Origin of the sequence: Devosia aquimaris (assembly GCF_020169335.1) — a bacterium.
In the GTDB taxonomy this organism is placed as follows: domain Bacteria; phylum Pseudomonadota; class Alphaproteobacteria; order Rhizobiales; family Devosiaceae; genus Devosia; species Devosia aquimaris.
In genome coordinates, this window is the sequence record NZ_JAIEZN010000001.1 from 827,968 (window position 1) to 847,220 (window position 19,253).

The window sequence follows — 19,253 nt, forward strand, 5'->3', positions numbered from 1 at the left end:
AAGAGAGGGGGAGGGCCGGCCCCGCGGGGCCGGCCGAAGGTCAGGCGTCGACCAGCTGCCGCAAAGCGGCGGTTTCCTTGCCCAGCGCGACGCGATGGATCAGCACATTGTCGCGATAGGCGGCGATGGCCTTGGGCGCCAGCGAGACGCCCTGGCCGGTAGCAAACAGGTCCGGATGGGACACCATCGCCTTGAGCCGCGTGCCATCGAGCAGCACCAGGTCGACCAGGCCATGGGTGCCATAGTCGGTGACGCGGTGCACATGGCCCTGCGCGTTCTCGCCAGCCACGGTCAGCTCAAGCGCTTCGGGGCGGATGGCCAGCACTGCCGGACCATCGGCCACCGGCACCGGGGTCGAATAGCCGGCCTTGGAGAAGACTCCGTTCTGCACCACGCCCTCGATCAGGTTCATCGTGCCGATGAAGCCGGCGACGAAGGGCGTGCGCGGTTCGCGGTAGACAATGTCGGGCCGGTCGATCTGCTCGGTCTTGCCGTCGCGCATGACCACAATGCGGTCGGCCATCGACAGCGCCTCGTCCTGGCCATGCGTCACAAAGAGCGTGGTGATCTTGAGCCGCTGCTGAATGTCGCGCACCTCTTCGCGAAGTCTTTCGCGCAAGTGCTGGTCCAGACTCGCAAAAGGCTCGTCGAGCAGCAGGATTTTCGGCTCCAGCACCAGCGACCGCGCCAGCGCCACGCGCTGCTGCTGCCCGCCCGAGAGCTGCGTCACGCCACGCGTGCCATAGCCGCCCAGGCCCACCAGTTCGAGCACGGCCTCGACCTTCTCGCGGATCTGCGCCTTGGGCAGGCGCCGCAGCTTCAGGCCGAACGCCAGATTGTTGAACACATTCATATGCGTCCACAGCGCGTGGCTCTGGAACACCATGCCGGTCGGGCGCTCTTCGGGTGGCAGGTGCACCACCTCCTCGCCGTCGATGCGGATCGAGCCTTCGCTCGGCATTTCGAACCCGCCCACCATGCGCAGCAGGGTGGATTTGCCCGAGCCTGACGGCCCCAGCAGGCAGACCAGCTCACCGTCGGCGACATCGAGCGAGAAATCATCGACCGCCAGCGTGGTCGAGAACAGCTTGGAGACGTTTGAGATCGACAGATTGGACATAAGAAATCAGGCTCCAAAGCCGCGGGCAAAGCTGCCCGAATTGACGACGCGGCGCGTGAAGACGAGCGCGATGAGTGAGGGAATCCAGAGCAGGACAGAGAGCACTGCCGCGTATTGGATCACCGGCTGGTTGTTGATGAAGCTGATCATCAGCACCGGCATGGTGCGGATCTGCGGGGCACCGATGAGCCAGGCGCCCTCGGTTTCGTAGAACGTGCCCACAAAGCTCAGCAGCACCGCCGCGCCGATGGTCGGCGCGGCCTGCGGCAGGGTGATCGACCAGAACACGCGCAGCGGCTTGGCGCCGGCATCGCGCGCGGCTTCTTCCATGCGCCGGTCCACGGCCTGGAAGGCGGCGACCGGAATCCAGATCATGAACAGCAGCGTGCCCACCAGCTGGATCAGCACCACGCCCCAGAAGGTGGCGATGAGGTTGAGCTGGAGGAAGATGGCGGCAATCGCCACCAACAGACCAAACTTGGGGAAGGCCTGCCCGGCCAGGAACGAGAAGAACAGCAGCGTCCGTGCGGGAAACTCCATACGCGCGAAGGCATAGGCGGCCGGCAGGCAGATCAGCGCCGACAGCGCGGTCACGACCGCCGACAGCGACAGCGACATGGTCAGCGCGCTCCACACGTCAGAGCGGGCCAGCGTCATCTGCCAGAACTTGAAGCCGAATTCCTGCGGCAGCACGGATGGAAAGCGCCACACATTGGACACCGACCAGGTGACCACGACGAGCATGGGCACCACGATCACCACCGTCAGAACAAGGGCAAAGACAATGCCGACCCAGTCTCTACGGGGCTTTGCAACAGCAATAGTCGCCATGGTCAGTTTCCCCTGTTGCGGGCCACGGCCCGGACATAGAACAGGCCAAAGGCAATGCAGAACACCATGGTGATGGTTGCCTGGGTAAGGGCCATTTCGGGATTACGCAGATCGCGGAACGTGCGCTGCATGAACGGGCCCATCATTTCGGGCGAAGCCGGACCCAGCACATAGGGCAGGGTGAACGAGGCAAACAGGCCCAGCATGGTGAAGCTCACCACCACGGCCACCGACGTCCACATGCGCGGCAGTATGATGTGCCAGAACAGCGCCAGCGGCTTGGCGCCGACGTCGCGGGCAGCCTCGACGGCCTGGTTGGAAACAGCGCCCAGCCCGGACACCAGGATCAGCACGGTCAGCGGGATATTGTCCCACACCAGCCCGATCACCGGGCCCCAGGGAGTGAGATAGGGCGACCGAATCTTGGGCAGGCCCACGGCGTTCAGCAGCAGATCGGCCATGCCATTGGGGCCCAGCACGCGGATGAACGCGAAGGCCAGGATGATCGATGGCACGAACATGGGAAACATCGCCATGGTCTGCACATAGGTGGCCAGACGGCCCTGCGCGAAGCGCAGATAAAGCGCCAGCGGAATGCAGATCACCAGCAGCAGGCCCAGCGTGATCAGGCAGGTCCACAGCGTAATGCCCAGGTTGGCAAGGCTGTAGGGATCCGAGAAGAAGGTGACGAAATTGTCAAATGAGAGGGGGCGAGAGCCATCGGCCTGCTGCGGCGTCAGCGCCGTCGTCAGGCCCGACAGGATCGGCCAGATGGTCATCCATGCAAAAAGCAGGACAGGCACAGCCACGAGCAGGAGGCCGGTTAGCCTCCTGCTCGGCTGGACCCAGGATACGGGTCTAGCGGTCATAATCAGGCGTTGCGATCAACGTTGGGAGCAACATTGCGGTACCAGCCATCGCTGATCGCCGAACCCCAGTCGCCGCCCGGGAAGGTCGGGATCGAGGAGGGCACGATGTCCTTGTACTTGTTGCGCAGGTCTTCGGCGACATTGTCCCACGACACGCCGGGGAAGCCGCCCAGTTCCACGATGATCGCGCCCTGGATTTCTTCGGTGAGCACGAAGTCCGCCAGCTTGAGGGCCGCGTCCTTGTTGGCGCCGTTCGAGAGCACGACGCCACGCGAGAAACCGCCCGAGAAAGCCAGGTCGGTGAGCTGCACGAGGCCGGTGGTCTCCGGCAGCACGCCGGTGGCAATGCCCTGCAGGGCCTGATCGGACCAGGCCGGGATCATCGTCACAGCCGACTGGCCGAGCAGCTGCACCGACTGGGTGTTGCCCGAGGTATAGGCGCCGTTGTCGAACAGCGACGGCGCGATGTCGTTCAGGATCTCCCAGGCCGGAGCCAGGGTCTTTTCGGCATATTCGGGCGTGAAGTTGTCGAGAGTGAACAGGCTCGGGTCGCGGCCATTGGCTTCATGGATGGCGCGACGCACGAAATTGCCGCCCGAGCCGCCCTTGTCGGGGCGGTTGTAGATGAACTGGCCCGGGTTCGCCTTGATCCAGGTGACCAGGTCGTCCCAGGTCTTGGGAACGTCAGCGGCCGGCAGCTTGGTGGTGTCATAGGCCAGCAGCACCTGGCTGCCGCGATAGGGCACTGCGAAGTCGGTCTCGATGGCCAGCGGATTGACCTTGGACCAGTTCGACAGGCTTTCCTTGAGGTTGACGTAAAGGCCAGCTTCCATAGCGCCCTTCGGGCTCAGCGGATCGGCCGTCTCAAAATAGTCAGCCTGCGGATCGGTGCTGGTCTGCATGGCAGCCAGAGCACGGTCGGCAATGGCGTCCTGGCCAGCGCCGTCGCCGGCGTCGATCAGGTTGATGCTCAGGCCCGGATTGGCGGCCTCGAACTTGGGGGCGATCACATTGGTCCAGAAGTCCAGGATGTTGGTGTCCGAGGATGTGTACCAGTCGATCTTGCCTTCAGCGGCAGACGAGACGCGGGGCAGCAGGACCATGCCGGCGGCCACACCACCAGCGGAAATCAGAAAAGCGCGACGTTTCATTCAGTCTCTCCCTGAATCTGTTCATGGAACAGATGTTCTAACAGGCAAGGCTGCTTGCCCGTGGGTTTCATCGATCTTCCGTCGACCTCACCCGAACTTGAGCAAACGCCAGCTCTCTCGACATTTCAAGAGAAAACGCGCGGCACGGGTTGTGGCGACTGCGCGGTACAAATCACAGCTGTGCGACAGTTGTGTAACAGCGCCAAGGCAGTGTGGTGACTACGTCTCTATCGCGTTGAGTGCTATGAGGGTTTTGAAAAAGATGATGGCGCCGCAAAGACTTGCCTGCACCGAAAGCGTAACGGTTGGGTTGCGATTGTCGCGCCTTGCTGCGAGGGAGGTTCTGGCACTCTACAGCTTGGATGACAGTTTGTGCACAGGCCGGCGCCTGCTGCGCCCCTGGGCCTCCTGCCTGGAAACGTTGAACCAAGCCTTGTCACAATGAAATGAAAATTCTGTGCGGGCCTAAAGTGTCAGCGCTTCAAGTGCGGGACGCAGGCGCCCGTTCGCTGCTGCCAACAGCTGCGCCGCAGCCGCAACATCGCTTGCGCCCTTGGCCAGCAGAATCGCGATCTTGACCGCCCCATTGGCCAGGCTCAGGCTGCGCTCGGCCGCCTCGGCATTCACGCCCGCAACGGCCATAACGATGCGTTGGGCCCGCCCGCGCAGCTTGAGATTGTCCGCCACCACATTGACCATGTAGCCGTCATGCACATGCCCCAGATGGATCGCCACCATGGTCGACAGCATGTTGAGCGTGATCTTCTGTGCCGTGCCCGCGCCCATCCGGGTCGAGCCGGCAATCACCTCGGGTGGGGTGGCGACACAGATGCCCACATCAACCAGATCAAACAGCGGCACATCGGGATTGTTGGCAATGCCGATGGTGGCGGCGCCTGCCGTCCGGCCCGCCTCAACCGCGGCAAGCGGGTAGGGCGTCGAGCCACTGGCCGTTAGCGCGATCACGCAGTCCTTCGGTCCCACCGCAAGCGCTGCCAACTCACGCCGCGCCGCTTCGGCGTCGTCCTCAGGGCCGCCCGGCAAGCCCGGCAATTGACCCAGTCCACCGGCCAGCAGAATGACGATCTGCTCGCGTCCGATGCCATAGGTGCCCGGCAGTTCCGCACCGTCCGCCAGCGCCATCAGGCCCGAGCTGCCGGCTGCGGCATAGATCAGCCTGCCGCCGGACCGCAGCGCCGCCGCCGCAAGCTCCGCCGCCCTGGCAATCTCGGGCACCGCAAGTTGCACGGCACGCGCAGCCTCCGCCTGGGCCAGGGCCAGCGTCTCCAGAATCGCGGTGGGGCTCTGCGTGTCCAGGCCCAGCGCCTTGGGGTGGCTCATTTCTGTCCGGGCTGACGTCATGCTGGTCTCCACTCGTGGCGATAATGCCAAAAAAATACCACTTGTCCACATGGCGACCGCCGCGGCGGTTCACTGCTCACTCTATTGCGCGACATAGCGCAATTGGCGCAACGGCATGCGGCGAAATCCACAGGGGCTTGGTTTTGCGCTTGGTGAATGGTATTTTATTGGTATTATGTCGCACGGGACAGCGCTTGCCCGATCCCCGGGGATCGATGGTATGCAGGTCACCAAGATCTATGAACGCAAGAGGGAAGTGAGTGACTGAGCTGTCCAACAGTTTCTTTTCCGCCGGTCCCATCGTCCTGCCCCAGGGGGGACCCCTCTACCTGCAGTTGAAACGCTGGATTGAAGACGCCATTCACCGTGGCGATATTGGCGCGGGCGATGCCCTGCCGTCCGAGCGCGACCTGGCCGCCCGGGTCGATGTGTCCCGTGTCACCGTGCGCAAGGCCGTGCTGCAACTGGTGCAGGATGGCATTCTGGTGCAGCGCCATGGCTCGGGCACATTCGTTGCGCCGCAGACCCAGCGCGTCGAACAATCCCTGTCCCAGCTCACCTCGTTCACCGAGGACATGGCCCGCCGTGGCATGGCTGTGCGCGCCGAGTGGCTTGATCGCGGCATCTATCTGCCCTCGCCGGAGGAAACGATCATTCTCGGCCTGTCGGCCGGTGACCACGTGGCGCGCATCTCCCGCCTGCGCCTGACCGGCGATATTCCGCTGGCGATCGAACGGGCCTCGCTCTCCACCCAGGTGCTGCCCGATCCCCTGGCGATCGGGGATTCGCTCTATCGCCACCTCGACAAGTCCGGCAACCGGCCCACGCGCGCCATCCAGCGTATCCGCGCCGCCAATCTCGACGCCAATGATGCCCAGCTGCTGCAGGTGGCCGTCGGCTCGGCCGGGCTCAATATCGAGCGCACCTCCTATCTCGCGTCTGGGCGCGTGATCGAATTCACCCGCTCCATCTATCGGGGCGACACCTATGACTTTGTCGCCGAACTTCGGCTCGGCGACTCTCCAACGACCGGAAGTAGCAAGACGTGACCGACCAGACCCATATGCGCCGTGAAATCAACGAGATCCCCGGCGTCATCGCGACCTTCCTGGATAAGAGCGGCACTGTACTGGATGCCGCTGCGGCTGCCCTGCGCGAGCGCGATCCCAATGTCATTGCCACGGTGGCCCGCGGCTCGTCCGACCACGCCTGCGCCTATCTCAAATATGCCGCCGAGCTGACCCTGGGCCTGCCGGTCGCCTCCATCGGCCCCTCGATCGCCTCCATCTATGGCAAGGACATCAAGCTGGGCCGCGGCGCCGCCATTGCGGTATCCCAGTCTGGCAAATCGCCTGACATCGTTGGCATGGCCCAGTCGGCCCGCCGCTCCGGCGCCCTCTCGATCGCCATCACCAACACCGCCGGCTCGCCCCTGGCAGAGGCCTCTGATTTCACCATCGACCTGCTTGCGGGCGCTGAAAAGAGCGTGGCGGCCACCAAGACCTTTGTCGCGTCCGTCGTCGCCGGACTGGCGCTGATCGCCCGCTGGAGTGGCGATGCTGCCCTTCTGGCCGCCGTCAACGATCTGCCAGAGGCGCTCGAAAAGGCCGTGCATTGCGACTGGTCCGAGATGATCGGCGCGCTTGATGGCCACAATGCTCTTTATGTCCTGGGCCGCGGTCCCGGCTTTGCCATCGCCAATGAAGCTGCGCTCAAGTTCAAGGAGACCTGCAACATCCAGGCTGAATCCTACAGCGCCGCCGAAGTGATGCACGGCCCGGTCGCCATCGTTACGCGCGGCTATCCGGTGCTCGGCCTGGCCGCCCGCGATGCCGCTGAAACCTCGGTTGCCGAGATGACCCACAAGCTGGCCGGGCAGGGGGCACTGGCCTTCCTCACTAGCAGTCTGCCGGGCGCCGCCAAAGCGCTGCCCTTTGCCGCAACCGGCCATTCGATCACCGACCCGCTGGCCCTGATTGTCTCCTTCTATGGTCTAGTGGAGGCGCTCTCGCGCCATCGCGGCTTCAATCCCGACCTGCCGCCGGCGCTCAAGAAGGTCACCGAAACAGTATGAGTGATCTACAGGCCATCAGCGGCGCGCGCATTTTCGACGGCCAGGGCTGGCATGACGATGCGGCCCTGCTCACCGAGTTCGGCCACGTCTCGGGCATTGTCCGCGCTGCGGACGTGCCCGCGCACGCCGAGCGCGTCACGCTTGCTGGTGGCATGCTGGTTCCCGGTTTCGTCGACCTGCAAGTCAATGGCGGCGGAGGTGTACTGTTCAACAACGACCCGACCCTGTCGGGCATCCGCACCATCTGCGCCGCCCATGCCCAGTTCGGCACCACGGCGCTGTTGCCCACGCTGATCACCGACACCGTGCCGGTCAATGTCGCTGCCATTGCCGCCGGCAAGGCCGCGGCGGACGCCGCCGTGCCCGGCTTCATCGGGCTGCACCTCGAGGGGCCGCATCTGTCGCTGGCCCGCAAGGGCACCCATCACCCCGACCTCATCCGCCCCATGGACGCCGAGGATTGCGCGCGCCTGATCGCGGCGCGTGCCGAACTGCCCAATCTCCTGGTCACGGTGGCCGCCGAAACGGTCGAGCCGGCCATGATTGCCGCGCTGCAGGCTGCCGGTATCGTGGTCAGCATCGGCCATTCCGATGCCGGCTTTGACGTTGCCACCGCCGCTTTCGAGGCTGGCGCGACCATGGCCACGCATCTGTTCAATGCTATGAGCCAGTTGGGCAACCGCGAGCCCGGCGTTGTCGGCGCCGTGCTGGCCTCGCCCCATGTGCATGCCGGCCTGATTGCCGATGGCATCCACGTCCACCCCGCGGCGATCCGGGCGGCGCTGCGCGCCAAACACGGCACGGGTCACATCTTCCTGGTGACCGATGCCATGTCGCAGACCGGCACCGACCTCACCAGCTTTACGCTCAACGGCCGCACCATCACCCGCGCCAATGGCGCCCTTCGCCTAGATGATGGCACCCTGGCCGGCGCCGATCTCGACATGATCAATGCTGTCGAGTTCATGCACAGCACCATCGGCCTCACGCTGGACGAGGCGCTACGCATGGCCGCGCTCTATCCGGCAGAGGCCATGGGCATTGCGGACCTGCATGGCCACCTCGGCCCGGGCGCGCTGGCCAGCTTCGTGCATCTTGATGACGCCCGCCGAGTCAGCGCCACCTGGATCAGTGGCCGCCAGGTCTTCCAGGTGTAGCGAGGTCGTGTGCGCCTAGCCGCGACCAATATAAGGCATGTTGGTTGCCATGACCGTCATGAACTGGACACTTCGAGCCGTCCGCTAGGGCAAATCGCTCCGGTGGAGCGATTTGAGGCGAGAAGGCCATGAGGCCTGCGGCCGAATGGCGCCCTCGTCGCTAGCCGCGACCAATATAAGGCATGTTGGTTGCCATCACGGTCATGAACTGGACATTGGCGCTCAGCGGCAGCTCGGCCATATAGACCAGCGCGTCCACGACATGACGCACGTCGAACGTGGGTTCTGGCACTACGCTGCCATTGGCCTGCAGCGAGCCGCTGTTCATCTGGCTGGTCATGTCTGTGGCGGCATTGCCGATATCGATCTGTCCACAGGCAATCCCATAGGGGCGGCCATCGAGCGAAATCGCCTTGGTCAGCCCGGTGATGGCATGCTTGGAGGTGGTGTAGGACGCCGCCAGCGGCCGCGGCACATGCGCCGAGATCGAGCCATTGTTGATGATGCGCCCGCCCTGGGGGCTCTGGTCGCGCATGATGCGGAAGGCTTCGCGCGCCACGTAAAAGGCGCCGTTGAGATTGGTGTCGATCATTTCGCGCCAGACATCGACCGCCAGATCGCCCACAGAGGCGGCGGGTGCAAAGCGCCCGGCATTGTTGAACACCACGTCGACCCGGCCATAGCGCCCCATCACGGCCTCAAAGAAGGCGCCGACCGATTCCGGATCGGTCACATTGCACGACACGCCCAGGCCGCCGGTCTGCGCCGTCACGGCGTCGAGCGCATCCTGGCGGCGCCCACAGATCGCGATTCTGTAGCCGGCAGCCGCCAGACCCAACGCTGCCGCCTTGCCGATTCCGGATCCGCCCCCCGTTACCACCGCTACCTTGTCGCCCATTGAACTCTCTCCTCCTGGTGCTCCGTTCCACCACGTCGGCCGCCACAGTTCCATCCCAAAATCTGCACATTCCCTTGTGGCTCTTAATTGCAGGCGTCGCGGCGCTGTTGCTGGCGTCTTTGTGCCGTCCGCAGGTCTGTGGCCTTAAAAAGCCCAGAAATCGGGGAAATTTAACGCCTTGTTCAGCCGGGTTAACAAGAGGTTTCAATCTGTGTGCTGAATCTGCAACATACGGTTGGCAACCATATTGCCGCCCCGACAAAACGGCTTTTGCGCGATTGCGTCCTTTTTCGCCATGCGTAGAGTGGGTCTTGCGAATCCATGCATGGGATCGTTTGTCGGTCGCAACGCGACGACAACACACTGCACCACGAATAGTGTGGTCGCGTTTCGACAAACCGCCGCTCCGCCGGCACCAAGAATGACTGACTTTGGAGGTCAACTAATGAAACTCAAGAGCCTTATCCTCGGTTCTGTAGCTGCTGCCGGTCTCTCGACCTCGGGCTTTGCTGCCGATCTCGGCGTCCTCACCTCGATGGACCTTTGCAACGACCTGGGCCTGTCCGGCCTGACCATCTCGTCTGCCGACAACTGCCTGCAGATCTCGGGTTCCGTTTCCTACGAAATGAACTTCGGTAACTTCAACGGCAAGACCGTCATCTCCAGCCTGCCCCTGGGCGGCGCCGGCGTTGTCGTTCTCAAGGACATCGATGCCCCCGACACCGTCGCTGGCGGCACCAACGAGTGGAACTCGAAGGTTGAGTCCTGGCTGAAGTTCGTTGGCACTGCATCGAGCGACTTCGGTCCTGCTCGTGCTGTGATCAAGATCAAGAACGAAAACAAGTCGGTTTTCGTGAATGGCGTTCTGGGTGCTGCTGGCGACCAGAAGAACAACCTGTTCTTCATGGACGAAGCCTACGTCCAGGTTGGCGATGCGACCGTTCTCTCCGCTGGTAAGAAGGGTTCGATCTTCAACAAGGGCGACGACGAGCCCTTCAACTTCACTGGCCTGTTCGCTGCTTCCAAGGAAGACAAGGGCGTCATCGGCTCGGATGAATACTACAAGGCCTTCACCGCAACCGGCGGCCATGTCATCCAGCTCGAATCCGACTTCGGCAACGGCGTTGGCGGCAAGATCGGTCTGGAAAAGATCGACGCAGCCGGCACCCTGGTTGGCGTTCTGCAGTACTCGGGTGACTCGGTCACCGCGCACATCAGCGCTGCTGCTGGTGGCATCCTCGACGGTATCGCTACCGCCGCTGACACCTATGCGATCCATGCCGGCTTCACCGGCACGTTCGACGCCTTCAAGATCCGCGGCGCTCTGGCTGCCGGTGGTTCGACCCTCGCTGGCGACCAGACCAGCTACCTGAACGGCCTCGTGTCGGCTCAGGGCACCTTCGACATGTTCACGATCGCAGCTTCGGCTGAAGTCCTGAGCAGCACCACTGCTGCTGGCGTCCGCTCGACCGGTTACGGTTTCGGCGGCTCCATCGGCGCCAAGGTGTCGGAAGGCGTGTCGGTTAACCTCGGTGGCCGTTACTTCGGTCAGGACGTTTCGGGTTCGGGCGCTGGCTACCAGGTTGCCGCTCAGCTCGTTGCTGCTCTCTCCGAGACCATCACCGTCACCGGCGAAGTCGGCGTCTATGGCCGCACCGAGCGCACCATTGCTGTTGCCACCCCGGCTCTGTCGGACGTGTACGGCAGTGCAACCCTGGCTTGGGCTCCTGGCGGCGGTTTCACCTCGTCGGTTGGCGCCACTGTCCAGCAGAACGGTGCCTACAAGGTCACCTTCAAGGCTGCCAAGGCCTTCCAGTAATCCTCGGATTACGACCCACTACGGAAAGGCCCGGCTCACGCCGGGCCTTTCTGCTTTTGCGGGGTGACCGTTGCTCGCCATCCTCGCGCCTGGACTGTTGACCGCGCGGCGACGGAGCCGACCACAGCGACATTTTGCCGGCTGCGTCACCGCTGATTCTGCCTCTGCTAGCCCCATGAGCTGTCAGGTCCTGACCCGCTCGCGAAAATGCGTTAGAGAACAGGCCGTTAGCGAACCAAAATCCATTTCATCGCCGGTCGAAATGCTCTAGCGTTGCCGCAGTTGCGGACGTTTCACTGGATATTGAATGATCAGGGACCTTCTGAAGTGGGTCGTGCCTGGGCTGGCCACAGTCCTGGGGGGAACCACGATTTGTCTGGCCATGACCTCATCCAGGATTGCGGATGATGTTTCAGCCCAATCCCGTGCCGTTCTTGATCGGGCCGGCGTCGATTGGGCCGACTTGTCCGTCGACATGCGCGACATTTCTCTGTCCGGCACCACGACCGATCAGGCTCGGGTCGATTCCGTGGTCAACCAGCTCTCCAGTCTTGCTGGTGTGCGCGGCGTTGCCACCGCCGTGACCTTGGCCCCGGTGCTGGCGCCCTATCGTTTTGAGGTCAGCATTGCCGATGGCGCGATCGCGGTCTCCGGCGGAGTTCCTGATATCACCACGCGCGACAAACTTCTGGCCCACGCCGGCGTGGGGCAGGGCGATCTTGTGCTCAGTTCCGGCCTGAAGGATCGGCAAGCCTGGCTGGCCGGCGCCGAATTTGCCATCGATCACCTGCAATATTTCGATCAAGGCAGCATCGAGGTCTCCGATCTGACGGTCAATGTGACCGGCCGTGCCAAGTCGGTCCGCGATTATCGTGACCTGCTCATTGTCATGCGCGCGGGTGCGCCGCAGGGGACGGCCCTGGGTAAGGTGGAGATCGAGCCGGCGCTGGTGTCCCCCTATGAGTGGACTGCCGTTTCGGATGGCCAAAGCATCGCGATTTCCGGTTTCGTGCCCAATGATCAACTGGCAGATCGCTTGCGCACTGCCGCTGCAGCGGGCCTTACCGTGTCCACCGGCCTTGCCCTTGGGTCCGGTGCGCCAGAGGGATTTGATTCGCTGTCTCAGACGCTTATTGAACAACTTTCGCGTCTTGAATACGGTTCGGCCAGCATCACGGATGGCATCAGCACCCTCACGGGCGCGCCGCCGAGCGAGGCTGTCGCCCAGGCCGTTGTCGAAGCACTCGAGCCCGCTGGCTCCATTATCACCCTCGAGCCGCCCCGCATCGCCGACTATTGGGTATCGGCCACGCGGCAGGCCAGTGGCACCATTGTGTTCGATGGCTATGCGCCCGACGAGGCCACGCGCGAGCGTCTGGCCCAGCACAAGGGTGCCGATGCCAGTTTCCTCAAGCTCGGCCGCGGCGCGCCCGAACGCTACCAGTCGGCAGTCGATTTCGGTCTCACCATGCTCGATCGCATGAGCGAGGGCCGTTTCGCACTCAATGGCACGGCCATCACCCTGACCGGCACGGCCAATAGCGGTGCCGACTACCAGGCGCTGCTGGCCGCTGTCGCCGAACAGGCGCCGCAGGGGTTGACCCTGACGGCTGGTGACATTCTGCCGCCGCGCGCCGCGCAATATGAATTTGCTGCCGTCAAGCAGCCCTCCGGCACCATTGTGCTGACGGGCCTCGTGCCCAATCCGCAGGATCTGGTGACCCTGAAAACGGCCGCCGGACCTGGTGCGACGGCATCGACCAGCTTTGCCTCTGGCGCCCCCACCAATTTCGTCGACTCCGCCAAGACCGGGCTCAACCTTTTGCAGTGGCTGGCTGAGGGCAAGATAAGCTTTGACGGTTCGGGCTGGCTGCTCACCGGCACGCCCAAGTCGGCCATCGACAAGGCTGCCGCCGAGACTGATTTTGCCACCCGACAGCTAGCCGCCGCCGGCTGGTCCATGGCCCTGGCCGAGCCGCAGCCGGTGATTGCTGTAGCCTCGCCCTATATCTGGTCGGCCACGCGGTCGGCGGCTGGCGTCAGCCTCGCTGGCTCCGCGCCCACGCCCGCCATACGCCAGGCGCTTGTGCGCCAGGCTGGCCCCGGCGCCAGCGACGGCCTCACCATTGCGACCGGCGAACCCGCAGGCTTCGACACGGCCGCGCGTGCCGCCCTGGCGGCGGTCCTTGCGCTCGAGAGCGGCACGGCCAGCTATGACGGCAATGCCTGGTCGCTCAGCGGCAATGCCGCCTCTGCCGAGGCGCGCGATGCGGTTCTGGCCGCACTGTCCAAGGCTACGGACACCGCGGCCTGGACAGTTGCCATCACGGCGCCCGAAGCCCTGCCGGCCTCGCCCTATGTCTGGTCGGCGACCAAGGCCGCAGACGGCGTGGTGACCATGACCGGGCTTGTCCCTGCCGATACGCTCAAGCGCTTCATCAGCGTGCGGGCCGGGGCAGGGGCGGTTGACGAGACCGTCATCGATCCCAATGCGCCCGCCGGCTTTGCCGACGATGTGGTTGCCGGCCTCGACGCTCTGGCGCCGCTGACCGAAGGTCGCGTCAGCTTTGACGGCAGCAAATGGTCCATCGAAGGCACATTGCCGGCGGATGCCGATGACGCTGCGGTGACGGCCCTGTTGTCCGGCGGCCGCACGCCGGCGCAGGACTGGCAAGTCACGCTCGTCCATGCTGCCGCCGAAGCCGTGCCCGCCGAACCCGCCGTGACCGAAACACCCGCGGCGACAGCGGAAGTGACCGAGGCCGAACCGGTCGCAACCGAAGCACCGGTCGAGCAGACGCCGCCAGTCGTCGACCCGGCCTATGCCTTCTCGGCCAGCCGATCGGCCGATGGCAGCGTTATCCTCAGCGGCCAAGTGCCGGACGATGCCGCCCTGCAGCGGCTCACCGCTCTCTCCAAGGGCGATGCGGCTGCGGTCAGCCTGGCCGAAGGCGCCCCCAATGGCTTCCTCGCCAGCGCCGAAATCGGCCTGCGTGCCCTCCAGCGCCTCACCACGGGACAGCTCGACTTCGCCAATGGCGCCTGGCGCTTGAGCGGCTCGGCGCCCGATCCGGTGACCAATGACGCCATCAGTGCCGCCGTGGCCACCGATACCGCCGCCACATGGAGGCTCGATGTCGCCGTGCCGCCACCGGCTGCCGAGCCGGAAGTGGCCGCCACAGAACCGGTGCCCGAAACCCCGCCATCGCCGGATCTGTCGGCCTGCATTGGCATCCTGGCCGATTTCTCCGGACGCAACGCCATCCTGTTCCAGTCGGGCGCGGCGCTGATCTCGGCGGAGTCCGAACGTGCCCTTGACGAGCTGGCCATGGACCTCAAGGCCTGCCCACCGGCGCAGATCCATGTCGAGGGCCACACCGATGCCGATGGCGATCCGCAGCAGAACCTGGCGCTCTCGGTTGCCCGCGCTGAAGCCGTGGTCTCGGCCCTGATCGAACGCGGTGTCGATCCCAGCCTGCTCTATGCGGTCGGCTATGGCGCCGCGCGCCCGGTCGCCGACAATGACACGGCCGCCGGCAAGCGCCTCAACCGCCGCATCGTGGTGACGGTCAGCAATGTCGCGCCGTGATCTGCCGCCAGCGCTAGGCCGTTTGTCATGAGCTGGGCCGGGCTTCAGTTTCTGCTGGGCTATTACTGGCCCTACCTGGCCGTGGTGCTGGCAATTGGCGTCGTGGTGGGCTGGCGAAGCTTCAGCCCGCCCAAGCCGTGAGTGGTGCAATGACCAATATTGCCCATGTTGCCGAAACCGCGCTGCTCGTGCTGTTGGCCTATGTTGTCGGCTGCCTGCTCGGCTATGGCCTGCATCGCCTGCTGCATGCCGCACAGGGGACACGCATCGTGCCGCCGGAAATGGCCGAAGCCGCGCCGGCCCCGCCGCCGCGTCGGGTGCCGACGCCTGCAGCGCGCCTGGCGGCCGCCGCGGCCAATGATCCGCCACCCGAACTGCCCACGCGCGCGGCGCCGCCCGCTGAGCCAGTTCCACCTGCACCCCCGGCCGATCCGCGGCCCCCGGCGTTGGCGGCGCCGCGCAACGGCACGCCGGACAAGCTGCAGGCCATCAAGGGCATTGGGCCCAAGATCGAGGCATCGCTGCATGCCCTGGGCATCTATCATCTCGATCAGATTGCCGCCTGGGACCGCGCCAATGTCGATTGGGTCGATGCGCGCCTGGCGTTCAAGGGGCGTATTCGCCGCGAGCAATGGGTAGCACAGGCCGAGCGCATGCTGGCTGAACGCCTGCCGGCCGACAATTAGGCGGCGCGGCCCAGCCGTTGCTGGCTGATGTCCATCACAAAGCGGGCGATGGCGGCAGTTTCGTCGGTGCCGTCAAACAGGGCAGGGGAGCCTTGGCCGGCCAGGGTGATGGCCGTCGCGTCCGGCCGACGGCGTACCATTTCGTCAAACGTCTCCCGCCGCACCTGGTCGCTCAGCTGCGTCCGCAGTAGCAGCAGCGGCGCGCAACGCAGCGCATCATAGAGCGGCCATTGCGCCATCAGCACGTCGTCGAAATTGATCTCGGCCAGCGCCGCCACCAGCCGCGGATCATAAAGCGGCCGTGCTCGCCCCCGCTTGTCGAGATAGTGGCTGCGCCCCATCAGTGCATCCAGCCGGTCTTCTGCCTGCCCGGGGTAATCGCCCGCCAGCATGCGGCGGAATCCAGCACGCACGGTTTTCTCGCCGCGCAGGCTTTCCACATGCGCCAGATTGTTGCGCAAACGCACGATCCCGCGGGAATCGGTGACCGGTCCGGCATCGACCAGGACCGTCCCGGCAAACAACAGCGGATGGTTTGCGGCGAGCGCCATGGCCACCTGTCCGCCCTGTCCCTGGCCGACTAATACGACAGGCCCGATACCCAGCGCCGCCAGCACGGCCGCCACATCCTCAGCGTCCCGCAGCGTGCTGTAGTCCTCGGCGCGTTGCCGGTCATCCGAGCGGCCGCGCCCAGGCAAGTCGATCAGCACCACCGGCCAGTCCGCCGCACCCAAGCGGTTGAAATGCGCGGAAAATCCGGTGAAGTCGCTCATGTTGCGCTGATAGCCGGGCAGGCACACCACCGGCACGCGCTGCTGCGTCAGGCGACCGCTCACATGCACCGCCAGCGACAGCCCATGGCCCAGCGTCACGCGCTGGATTGGCAGCTCGGCGAAGGCGGCATGGTCTGGTGGAACGGATCGGGCTCGGGCCAAGGGCGTCATCCTGTGTTGCCCCCATCTAGCGTCACGCTTTGCCTGGCCTCAAGCCATTTCCGCCGCCGGGGCGCGCCCGCTAACAATGCGTTGTGAAGCGATGTGATAAAAACTATGGTGCGCCGCACAAAAACGGCGCTATGACCGTTCTTCTTATTCGCCACGGCCGCGGGCCGGCGACCAGATCGAGGAAAAGACGACAAATGCTGCGAGGATCGATTACGGCACTCATCACTCCCATGCGCAATGGGCTGGTGGATGAGAAAGCCTTCGCCAGCTTTGTCGATTGGCAGATCAGCCAGGGCACCCATGGCATTGTGCCGGTTGGCACCACGGGCGAAAGCCCCACGGTCAGCCATGACGAGCACCGCCGGGTCGTCGAGATCGCCATCGAGGTCGCCAACAAGCGCATCCCGGTGATCGCCGGCGCGGGGTCCAACTCCACCGCCGAGGCGGTGTCGCTCGCCCGCTTCGCCGAGGAAACCGGCGCAGACGCAGTGCTGTCGGTCGTGCCCTATTACAACAAGCCCAATCAGGAAGGCCTGTTCCAGCACTTCTCGGCTGTGGCCAGCGCCATCGGCATTCCGGTCATCCTCTACAGCGTGCCCGGTCGCACCATTGTTGACTTGACCGTGGACACCATCGCCCGCCTGCGCGACGCCCATGACAATATCATCGGCGTCAAGGATGCCACCGGCAACATGGAACGCGCCAGCATGGAGCGCGCCAAGCTGGGCAGCGACTTCATCCTGCTTTCCGGCGATGACAGCACGGCCCTGGGCTTCAATGCCCATGGTGGCCATGGCTGTATCTCGGTCACGGCCAATGTCGCGCCACGCCTGTGCGCCGACATGCAGGAGGCCTCGCTGGCCGGCGACTTCCGCAAGGCGCTCGAGATCAACGACAAGCTGGTCTATCTGCACAAGGACCTGTTCATGGAGCCCAATCCGGCGCCGGCGAAATATGTCGCCAACCGGCTCAACCTCTGTGCCAATGAACTGCGCCTGCCGCTGGTGCCGGTGTCTTCGGCCACCGAAGAGGCCATGAACATTGCAATGGCCCGCGCAGGGCTTATCTAAGGCTCATGGCCCCAAAGAACGACAAATCCAAGAACGGTGTGATCAGCCACGGTCTCGTGGCTGAAAACCGCCGCTCGCGCTATGATTATGAGATCGGTGAAACGCTTGAAGCCGGCATCGTGCTGACCGGTACCGAGGTCAAGTCACTGCGTCTGGGCAAGGCACAGATCACCGAATCCTATGCTTCGCCGGAAAAGGGCGAGCTGTGGTTGATCAATGCGCATATCCCGGAATATCTGCAGGCCAATCGCTTCAACCACGAAGAGAAGCGACCGCGCAAACTGCTCGTCTCGCGCAAGCAGCTGGCCCGTCTCGATCAAGAAGTCTCCCGCGCCGGCAACACCATCGTGCCGCTCAAGCTGTTCTTCGACGACAAGGGTTTTGCCAAGGTGCTGATCGGCGTCGGCAAGGGCAAGAAGAACTATGACAAGCGCGAAACCGAGCGCAATCGCGACTGGAATCGCGACAAGTCGCGCATCATGAAAGAAGGCGGGCGGGGCTAGTCCTGCTCTGCCGGCACGGCAACCGGGGCAGGGGCAACGGGCCGCGTGCTGGGCGGACGCCCCACGGTCTTGGCCAGCTCGGCGACGTCGAGGAAGAAGTCGGCCTGGCGCCGCAGATCATCGGAAATCATCGGCGTGGAGGTGGTCAGCGTCGAGACCACCGTCACGCGCTTGCCCAGGCGCTGCAGCGATGCCACCAGGGCGGTAAAGTCCCCGTCACCGGAAAACAGCACCATGTGGTCGTAGTAGGGGGCCAGTTCGAGCGCGTCCACGCACAGCTCGATATCCATATTGCCCTTGATCTTGCGACGCCCACCGGCATCGGTGAATTCCTTGGCCGGCTTGGTCACCACATTGAAGCCATTGTAGTCGAGCCAGTCGATCAGCGGCCGAATCGAGGAATATTCCTGATCCTCGACCAGCGCGGTGTAATAATTGGCGCGCAGTAGATAGGCCTGGGATTTGAATTCTGCCAGCAGCCGGCGGTAGTCGATGTCAACGCCGATTGCCTTGGAGGCCGCATAGAGATTGGCGCCATCGATGAACAGGGCGATCTTTTCTCGTGGATCAATTGTCATTGTCTGGCCTTCAAAAATGGGTCTGGCACGGCGGCCGTGCTCAACGCTGGCTAGGGACTTCTTAAATTCCGCAGAGGATCATTAAATTTTGTGTGTGATGACATGTTTTGGCGCGCCATGCAAGTTAGCGCGCAGTTTCGCCTGCAATGGGGCACGCTATCCTTGTGCCCGGCGCCATGCTCGTGTATGGGGAGCGCTCATTCCATAAATTTTGGAGACGTCCGTGGCCCGCGTCACCGTTGAAGACTGCATTGAAAAGATCGAGAACCGTTTCGATCTCGTGCTCATGGCCGCGCATCGTGCGCGCATGATCTCGTCCGGCGCCCAGATCACCGTCTCGCGCGACAACGACAAGAACCCCGTCGTGGCGCTGCGTGAAATTGGCGATGGCGCCATATCCCCCGACGACCTGCGCGAGGACCTGATCCATTCGCTGCAGAAATATGTCGAGGTTGACGAGCCCGAAAGCCATGCCGCCCCCATGATCGAGGGCTCGGGCAACGACGATGCCGACACCTTCGACACCATGAGCGAAGAAGAGCTGCTGCGCGGCATCGAAAGCCTGGCTCCGCCGGAACGCCGCGACGACTGAGGCTTCGCCA

General features: G+C 64.0%; 17 protein-coding genes. 9 read left to right on the forward strand and 8 right to left on the reverse strand.

Annotated elements, in window-relative coordinates; translation table 11 throughout:
* Window positions 1-40: 40 nt before the first annotated feature.
* The 5 genes from K1177_RS03990 to K1177_RS04010 all read right to left on the reverse strand — a co-directional run bounded on the left by K1177_RS03990 (window position 41) and on the right by K1177_RS04010 (window position 5,333).
* Window positions 41-1,120, reverse strand: a complete 1,080-nt coding sequence (locus K1177_RS03990) for an ABC transporter ATP-binding protein (RefSeq protein WP_224702029.1) — start codon at window positions 1,118-1,120, stop codon at window positions 41-43.
* 6 nt (window positions 1,121-1,126) lie between these two features.
* Complete coding sequence (locus K1177_RS03995; protein WP_224702030.1) at window positions 1,127-1,951, reverse strand: ABC transporter permease; 825 nt, start codon at window positions 1,949-1,951, stop codon at window positions 1,127-1,129.
* A gap of 2 nt (window positions 1,952-1,953) precedes the next feature.
* Window positions 1,954-2,820, reverse strand: coding sequence for an ABC transporter permease (locus K1177_RS04000; RefSeq protein WP_224702031.1), 867 nt, complete (start codon window positions 2,818-2,820; stop codon window positions 1,954-1,956).
* A gap of 2 nt (window positions 2,821-2,822) precedes the next feature.
* A complete protein-coding gene (locus tag K1177_RS04005; protein WP_224702032.1) occupies window positions 2,823-3,971 on the reverse strand; it encodes an extracellular solute-binding protein in 1,149 nt (382 codons plus the stop codon).
* 465 nt (window positions 3,972-4,436) lie between these two features.
* Window positions 4,437-5,333 carry an N-acetylmuramic acid 6-phosphate etherase gene (locus K1177_RS04010; RefSeq protein ID WP_224702033.1) on the reverse strand — a complete coding sequence of 299 codons (897 nt, stop codon included), beginning with the start codon at window positions 5,331-5,333 and terminating at the stop codon, window positions 4,437-4,439.
* Between the two features lie 260 nt (window positions 5,334-5,593).
* Between K1177_RS04010 and K1177_RS04015 the strand changes: the two genes are divergently transcribed.
* Genes K1177_RS04015 through nagA form a run of 3 tightly spaced genes read left to right on the forward strand, consistent with a single transcriptional unit; the run spans window position 5,594 to window position 8,564 of the window.
* Entirely contained in the window at window positions 5,594-6,382 is a 789-nt protein-coding gene (locus K1177_RS04015; RefSeq protein ID WP_224702034.1) for a GntR family transcriptional regulator, read from the forward strand.
* Window positions 6,383-6,396: 14 nt separating this feature from the next.
* Entirely contained in the window at window positions 6,397-7,407 is a 1,011-nt protein-coding gene (locus tag K1177_RS04020) for an SIS domain-containing protein (protein WP_224703685.1), read from the forward strand.
* A complete protein-coding gene (gene nagA, locus K1177_RS04025; RefSeq protein WP_224702035.1) occupies window positions 7,404-8,564 on the forward strand; it encodes an N-acetylglucosamine-6-phosphate deacetylase in 1,161 nt (386 codons plus the stop codon). Before K1177_RS04020 ends, nagA begins: the two co-directional genes overlap by 4 nt.
* Window positions 8,565-8,724: 160 nt before the next feature.
* On the opposite strand, the gene K1177_RS04030 is transcribed toward nagA, so the two are convergent.
* Window positions 8,725-9,462 carry an SDR family oxidoreductase gene (locus K1177_RS04030; RefSeq protein ID WP_224702036.1) on the reverse strand — a complete coding sequence of 246 codons (738 nt, stop codon included), beginning with the start codon at window positions 9,460-9,462 and terminating at the stop codon, window positions 8,725-8,727.
* Between the two features lie 445 nt (window positions 9,463-9,907).
* Here K1177_RS04030 and K1177_RS04035 point away from each other — a divergent pair, with 445 nt between their 5' ends.
* From K1177_RS04035 to K1177_RS04045, 3 genes are all read left to right on the forward strand, one after another.
* Window positions 9,908-11,281: a porin gene (locus K1177_RS04035; protein ID WP_224702037.1), complete on the forward strand. Its 1,374-nt coding sequence runs from the start codon at window positions 9,908-9,910 to the stop codon at window positions 11,279-11,281.
* A 382-nt stretch (window positions 11,282-11,663) separates the two neighbouring features.
* Complete coding sequence (locus K1177_RS04040; RefSeq protein WP_224702038.1) at window positions 11,664-14,870, forward strand: OmpA family protein; 3,207 nt, start codon at window positions 11,664-11,666, stop codon at window positions 14,868-14,870.
* Window positions 14,871-15,019: 149 nt separating this feature from the next.
* Window positions 15,020-15,556, forward strand: a complete 537-nt coding sequence (locus K1177_RS04045) for a hypothetical protein (RefSeq protein ID WP_224702039.1) — start codon at window positions 15,020-15,022, stop codon at window positions 15,554-15,556.
* Here K1177_RS04045 and K1177_RS04050 read toward each other — a convergent pair.
* Window positions 15,553-16,491 (reverse strand): alpha/beta fold hydrolase, encoded by a 939-nt coding sequence (locus tag K1177_RS04050; protein WP_224702040.1) that lies wholly within the window; start codon window positions 16,489-16,491, stop codon window positions 15,553-15,555. The genes K1177_RS04045 and K1177_RS04050 overlap by 4 nt on opposite strands.
* A gap of 203 nt (window positions 16,492-16,694) precedes the next feature.
* On the opposite strand from K1177_RS04050, the gene dapA reads away from it, so the two are divergent.
* Complete coding sequence (gene dapA, locus K1177_RS04055) at window positions 16,695-17,570, forward strand: 4-hydroxy-tetrahydrodipicolinate synthase (RefSeq protein ID WP_224702041.1); 876 nt, start codon at window positions 16,695-16,697, stop codon at window positions 17,568-17,570.
* Window positions 17,571-17,575: 5 nt separating this feature from the next.
* The gene (smpB, locus tag K1177_RS04060; protein WP_224702042.1) at window positions 17,576-18,073 is read left to right on the forward strand and encodes an SsrA-binding protein SmpB; all 498 of its coding nucleotides are present in this window, start codon (window positions 17,576-17,578) and stop codon (window positions 18,071-18,073) included.
* Here smpB and K1177_RS04065 read toward each other — a convergent pair.
* Entirely contained in the window at window positions 18,070-18,651 is a 582-nt protein-coding gene (locus tag K1177_RS04065; protein ID WP_224702043.1) for a LabA-like NYN domain-containing protein, read from the reverse strand. The two genes, smpB and K1177_RS04065, sit on opposite strands and share 4 nt — an antisense overlap.
* Before the next feature lie 223 nt (window positions 18,652-18,874).
* Between K1177_RS04065 and rpoZ the strand changes: the two genes are divergently transcribed.
* Window positions 18,875-19,243, forward strand: a complete 369-nt coding sequence (rpoZ, locus tag K1177_RS04070; protein ID WP_224702044.1) for a DNA-directed RNA polymerase subunit omega — start codon at window positions 18,875-18,877, stop codon at window positions 19,241-19,243.
* Window positions 19,244-19,253 lie beyond the last annotated feature (10 nt).

Excerpts from the sequence above, each read along its gene's own strand:
- K1177_RS04010 (WP_224702033.1), bottom strand. The coding sequence starts at position 5,333 with ATGACGTCAGCCCGGACAGAAATGAGCCACCCCAAGGCGCTGGGCCTG.
- K1177_RS03990 (WP_224702029.1), bottom strand. The coding sequence starts at position 1,120 with ATGTCCAATCTGTCGATCTCAAACGTCTCCAAGCTGTTCTCGACCACG.
- K1177_RS04045 (WP_224702039.1), top strand. The coding sequence starts at position 15,020 with ATGACCAATATTGCCCATGTTGCCGAAACCGCGCTGCTCGTGCTGTTG.
- nagA (WP_224702035.1), top strand. The coding sequence starts at position 7,404 with ATGAGTGATCTACAGGCCATCAGCGGCGCGCGCATTTTCGACGGCCAG.
- K1177_RS04005 (WP_224702032.1), bottom strand. The coding sequence starts at position 3,971 with ATGAAACGTCGCGCTTTTCTGATTTCCGCTGGTGGTGTGGCCGCCGGC.
- K1177_RS04020 (WP_224703685.1), top strand. The coding sequence starts at position 6,397 with ATGCGCCGTGAAATCAACGAGATCCCCGGCGTCATCGCGACCTTCCTG.
- K1177_RS04040 (WP_224702038.1), top strand. The coding sequence starts at position 11,664 with ATGACCTCATCCAGGATTGCGGATGATGTTTCAGCCCAATCCCGTGCC.
- K1177_RS04065 (WP_224702043.1), bottom strand. The coding sequence starts at position 18,651 with ATGACAATTGATCCACGAGAAAAGATCGCCCTGTTCATCGATGGCGCC.
- dapA (WP_224702041.1), top strand. The coding sequence starts at position 16,695 with ATGCTGCGAGGATCGATTACGGCACTCATCACTCCCATGCGCAATGGG.
- K1177_RS03995 (WP_224702030.1), bottom strand. The coding sequence starts at position 1,951 with ATGGCGACTATTGCTGTTGCAAAGCCCCGTAGAGACTGGGTCGGCATT.
- K1177_RS04035 (WP_224702037.1), top strand. The coding sequence starts at position 9,908 with ATGAAACTCAAGAGCCTTATCCTCGGTTCTGTAGCTGCTGCCGGTCTC.
- smpB (WP_224702042.1), top strand. The coding sequence starts at position 17,576 with ATGGCCCCAAAGAACGACAAATCCAAGAACGGTGTGATCAGCCACGGT.
- K1177_RS04030 (WP_224702036.1), bottom strand. The coding sequence starts at position 9,462 with ATGGGCGACAAGGTAGCGGTGGTAACGGGGGGCGGATCCGGAATCGGC.
- K1177_RS04000 (WP_224702031.1), bottom strand. The coding sequence starts at position 2,820 with ATGACCGCTAGACCCGTATCCTGGGTCCAGCCGAGCAGGAGGCTAACC.